Annotated in this window: 4 protein-coding genes; 1 reads left to right on the forward strand and 3 read right to left on the reverse strand. The window is 67.6% G+C overall.

What is annotated here, in order from left to right:
• On the reverse strand, positions 1-564 hold a 564-nt coding region (locus tag ABZE94_RS20605), incomplete at its 3' end, for a thiamine pyrophosphate-dependent enzyme (protein ID WP_372877971.1).
• A 77-nt stretch (positions 565-641) separates the two neighbouring features.
• Positions 642-1,661: a Glu/Leu/Phe/Val dehydrogenase dimerization domain-containing protein gene (locus tag ABZE94_RS20610; RefSeq protein WP_372877972.1), complete on the reverse strand. Its 1,020-nt coding sequence runs from the start codon at positions 1,659-1,661 to the stop codon at positions 642-644.
• Positions 1,662-1,839: 178 nt separating this feature from the next.
• Here ABZE94_RS20610 and ABZE94_RS20615 point away from each other — a divergent pair, with 178 nt between their 5' ends.
• Entirely contained in the window at positions 1,840-2,640 is an 801-nt protein-coding gene (locus ABZE94_RS20615; protein ID WP_372877974.1) for a SirB1 family protein, read from the forward strand.
• A 291-nt stretch (positions 2,641-2,931) separates the two neighbouring features.
• Here the strand turns inward: ABZE94_RS20615 and ABZE94_RS20620 are convergent.
• On the reverse strand, positions 2,932-4,476 hold a 1,545-nt coding region (locus ABZE94_RS20620), incomplete at its 5' end, for a LuxR C-terminal-related transcriptional regulator (protein ID WP_372877976.1).

The raw sequence follows: 4,476 nt of genomic DNA on the forward strand, positions 1-4,476 counted from the left end.
CACGAACACCACCGGCAATTGCCAGGCACCGGCGACGTTGAGCGCTTCGAGAAAGTCGCCCTTGCTGGTCGCGCCATCGCCGCAGGTGGTGACGGCGACCCGGTGCTCGCCGCGGATTTTCATCGCCGTGGCCACGCCGCAAGCATGCAGGGCCTGGGTGGCGATCGGCACGCAGAGCGGGAAGTCCTGGGCCACCGCCGGATCGGCGTAGGCGCTGCCGCGCTCGTCGCCGCCCCAGTAGAGGAGAATGTCCTCCATCTTCACCCCGCGCATCACCTGCACCGCGGTGTCGCGGTAATAGGGCACCAGCACGTCCTCCGGCTTCATCAAGGCACCGATGGCCACGCCTATGGCTTCCTGGCCGATGGTCGGCGCGTAGGTGCCGATGCGTCCGGTGCGCTGCAGGGCCACGGCCTTCTGGTCGAACAGCCGGGTCAGGACCATCTGCCGGTACAGGCGCACCAGCAGGTCGAAGTCGTCGGCCCATGCCGGCAAGGCGCCGAGCAGACGGCCCTGCGGATCGAGGTAGCGGGTATAGGGTATGTCGGGATTGAGCAGGTTCATCGACGTTTCCTCGGCACCTTGTGAGTGTGCTAACCACGGTCGACGCTTGTGGCATCGGCCGGCCAGAACAAGCAGGGTCAGCCGTACAGCAAACGCTCGGCCAGGGCGTCGGCTACCCGCGCGGGCGAGCGCTTGTCGGCCTGGGCGTGGGCGTAGATTTCGGTCAGGCGCAGGCTGATCTGGCGCATGTGCGTGGTGATCGCGGCCGGGCTCTCGCCGCGGTGCCGGAGGGCGACATAGATCAGCCCGCCGGCATTGATCACGTAATCCGGCGCATAGAGAATCCCGCGCGCCTGCAGGGTGTCGGCGATGTCGGTGCTGGCCAGTTGATTGTTGGCCGCGCCGGCCACTGCCGAGCAACGCAGCTGGCCGACCGTTTCGCCATTCAGCACACCACCGAGGCCACAGGGCGCGAGGATGTCACAGGGGGTGGCAAGCAAGGTGTCGCTGGCCACCGGGTGGGCACCCAGTTGCTCCACCGCCAGCCGCACCCGGCCGCCATCCAGGTCGCTGACCAGCAACTCGACACCGGCCGCGTGCAGCTGCTCGGCCAGGGCATAGCCCACATGGCCAAGCCCCTGAACGGCCACGCGCAAGCCTTGCAGGTCATCGCCACCCAGGCGCGCCAACGCCGTTGCCCGAATCCCGGCGAATACGCCCATGGCCGTGTGCGGCGAAGGGTCGCCCTCGCTGGTGGTGCTGGTGACGTGCTGGGTGTACTGGGCGATGCAGTCCATGTCGGCGGTGGAGGTGCCGCTGTCGACCGCTGTGATGTAGCGGCCATTGAGCGTCTCGATGAAGCGACCGAAGGCCTCGAACAGCGCCCCGCGGTTGGCGACATGCGCCGGACGGATGATCACCGCCTTGCCGCCGCCCAGGCCGACACCGGCCAGGGCGGCCTTGTAACTCATGCCCTGGGCCAGGCGCATCGCATCGCGGATCGCACTCTGCTCGTCGGGGTAGGCCAGGTAGCGACAGCCGCCCAGGGCCGGCCCGAAGCGGGTGTTGTGGATGGCGACAATCGCCTTGAGGCCCGTGACCGGATCCTGGGTGAGGTGCAAGGCCTCGAGCCGGGCGGCTTCCATCATGGCGAACATGCTGTGGCTCCCTTACTTCTGGTTATTGCCAGTATAGGTGCAGCCCTCGAAATCGCCCGACCAGGCTGGCATAAGTACAGCCATGAGCAAAGCCAGGCCACATAAGCCGCAAATCCAGGCACAACACTGGACGCCGCCCGGCAAGGCGGTTACAACCGAGTATTCCGCGGAGGTGATCATGAGCCCACGCCAGACCTGTCTTGCCTGCCTTGAGCGAGAACCGCCCGAGGTCTTCGAGGCGGCGCTATGGATTGCCGCCGAACACGATCCGACGCTGCAACCGGCCGAGGTGCTGCGCGAGTTCGCCACGCTGCAGCAGCAGGTCAGCCTCGGCTTGCCCGACTTGCCCCCCCGGGAACTGGCGCAACCGCTGCTGCGGCGCCTGAGCGAACTGGATTTCCGCGAAGACGACAGCCCGCCACGCCCGCAGGTGGCCTTGCTGCACAAGGTTGTCCAGCGCCGCCGTGGACAACCGCTGTCGCTGGCGCTGGTCGCCCTGGAGCTGGCGCGGCGCCTGGCGATCCCCTTGCAAGGGGTGAACTTCCCCGGGCACTTCCTGCTGCGGGTAACCGGCGCCGATCACCTCCTGGACCCCTGCGGCGGACGGCGCCTGTACAGCCGCGACTGTCGCGAACTGCTGGTCCGCTACCAGGGCGCCCAGGCCGAACTCAGTGCCAGTCACATGCATGCCTGCGATGGGCGCAGCCTGTTGCAACGACTATCGCGCAACCTGCATCACCTGCACCTGCTGGACGAGGACTACCTCGCGGCCTTGAAAGATGCCGAGCGCGTGCTGCTCCTGGGCCCGCCCACGATGGCCGACCACCTGACCCGCGCCGAGCTGTACCAACGCCTGGAGTGCCCCCGGGCCGAACGCTTCGATGTGCAGCACGCCCTGCTGCTGTGCGACGACCCGGCACAACGCATGCTGCTCACCGAGCGCCTGCGCCAACTCGCCACGACTGCGGCGCTGCATTGATTCACCCACGCAGAGGTCCCTTCGGAGCGTAGGGCGGCCGGGGCGCCGTCCGCTCGGAGCGAAGCGACAGCCCGCCAGCTTTGTGCCACGCCGATGATCCACGGTGCACTGCCTGCGGCGAGTGACACCCTACGGATCGCGGCTTGCTCGATATCTAGCGATTCTCTCGGATCGTAGGGCGGCTTCGGAGCGCAGCGACAACCCGCCGGATTTTGCGCAGGCCGGTGAACCATGGTGCACTGCCTGCAGCGAGTAGCGCCCTACGATGTGACGGCGCGACATTTCTCCCGCTTACAACACCCCCAACGCCTTGGCCCGCGCCACTGCCTGGGTGCGCCGGGCCACGCCGAGCTTGCCGTTGATCCGCCGCGCATGGGTCTTCACCGTATGCAGGGAAATAAACAGCTGTTCGGCGACTTCCTGGTTGGACAGGCCTTGGGCGATCAGGCGCAGCACGGTCAGTTCGCGGCAGCTGAGGCAGGCATCTGCTGCCGCCGGCATCTCGCCGATCGCCGCCAGAGGCAGTTCGTCGGCGGCGAACCACACGCCCTGGTAATTCAGGCACTGACGCAGGCTCTGCGCGGTCTGCCTGGCCTGGTTCGCCGCCGGCAGATCGGCGCAGGCGCTGCAGGCCTCGGCATAGCTTGACCAGAGTTCACTGGCGAACGCCTGGCGGCCTTGCCCCACGGCCTGCTCGAGCAACTGCTGCAGCGCCTCGCGGACATCTTCGCCACGCGCCATGTCGAGGCACAACAGCAGGTGCTGCAGGCGCAGGAACAGCTCGGGAAAATTCGGCGGTGGCACGCTGGTTTCGCATCTGTGCCCCAGCACTCGGGTCAAGGCTTCGCGGGCACGCTGGTGATGCCCCTGGTAGATCCACAGGCGGCTGCTGGCCAACAACAGCACGCCGCGATACAGGGTGTCACTGATCCGGTGGCGCTGCATCCAGCGCTCGGCTTCGCCCAGGTGGGCGAATGCGGCGGGAATATCGCGGCGGTAGGTGGCCAACTCGGCCAGGCCCAGATAGCCATGAAAGGCACCCGGATCGCCACCCGCCAGCGCATCCTCGAGCCCGGCTTGCAGGTGGCTGGCCGCTGGCTCGATGCAACCCTGCCGCAACGCCAGACGCCCCAGGCGCAGCATGATCCGACTGTGCACCGGGGTCTGGCGCAGCGACTGCGCGTCCCCCTGTTCGAGGACCCGCCGCAGCAGTGCCTCGGCACGGGCGAACTCGCCGCGGACCTCCAGCAGCAGCGCATGATCGAGCTCCAGCAATGCCTCGAACACCGCACTACCGCAGAGGCGCGCCTGCTTCAGCACCTCGTGGCTGAGTTGCTGCGCCTGTTCCAGCTGGCCTTCGCCGATGGCGATCTGGGTCAGCACCGAACGGCACAGCAGGCTCTGGGCCCAGGCGCTCTCCGGCAACGCCGACAGCGCCTCGAGCAAATGCGCGCGCGCCTCTGACGCCTGACCAGCACCATAGGCGGCGACCCCGCGAATCGCTTGCCACTGGGCGTACAGATCGGCCAGGCGCGCGGCATCGGCACGCGGCTGAAAGCGGGCCAGCTGATCGACGCAAGCCAGCGCCTCCTCCAGACGTCCGACCAGCAACAATGCCCAGGCGTTCAGCAGAATCAGGCGCGGCGTGCTGGTCAGCAGGCTTTCCGGCAGCGAACTGCGCCAGTGCAGAATCAGCGCCAGATCCTGGCCCTGGAGCAGGCGCTCTTCGGCGAAGCGTTCGAGAAAACTGGCCGCGACTTCCGGCTGCCCCCCCTTGAGCGCATGCTCCACCGCCTCGCGCACTTCGCCGCGGGCGGCGAACCACTGGCTGGCCTG

This window comes from Pseudomonas sp. (assembly GCF_041601375.1).
GTDB lineage: Bacteria > Pseudomonadota > Gammaproteobacteria > Pseudomonadales > Pseudomonadaceae > Aquipseudomonas.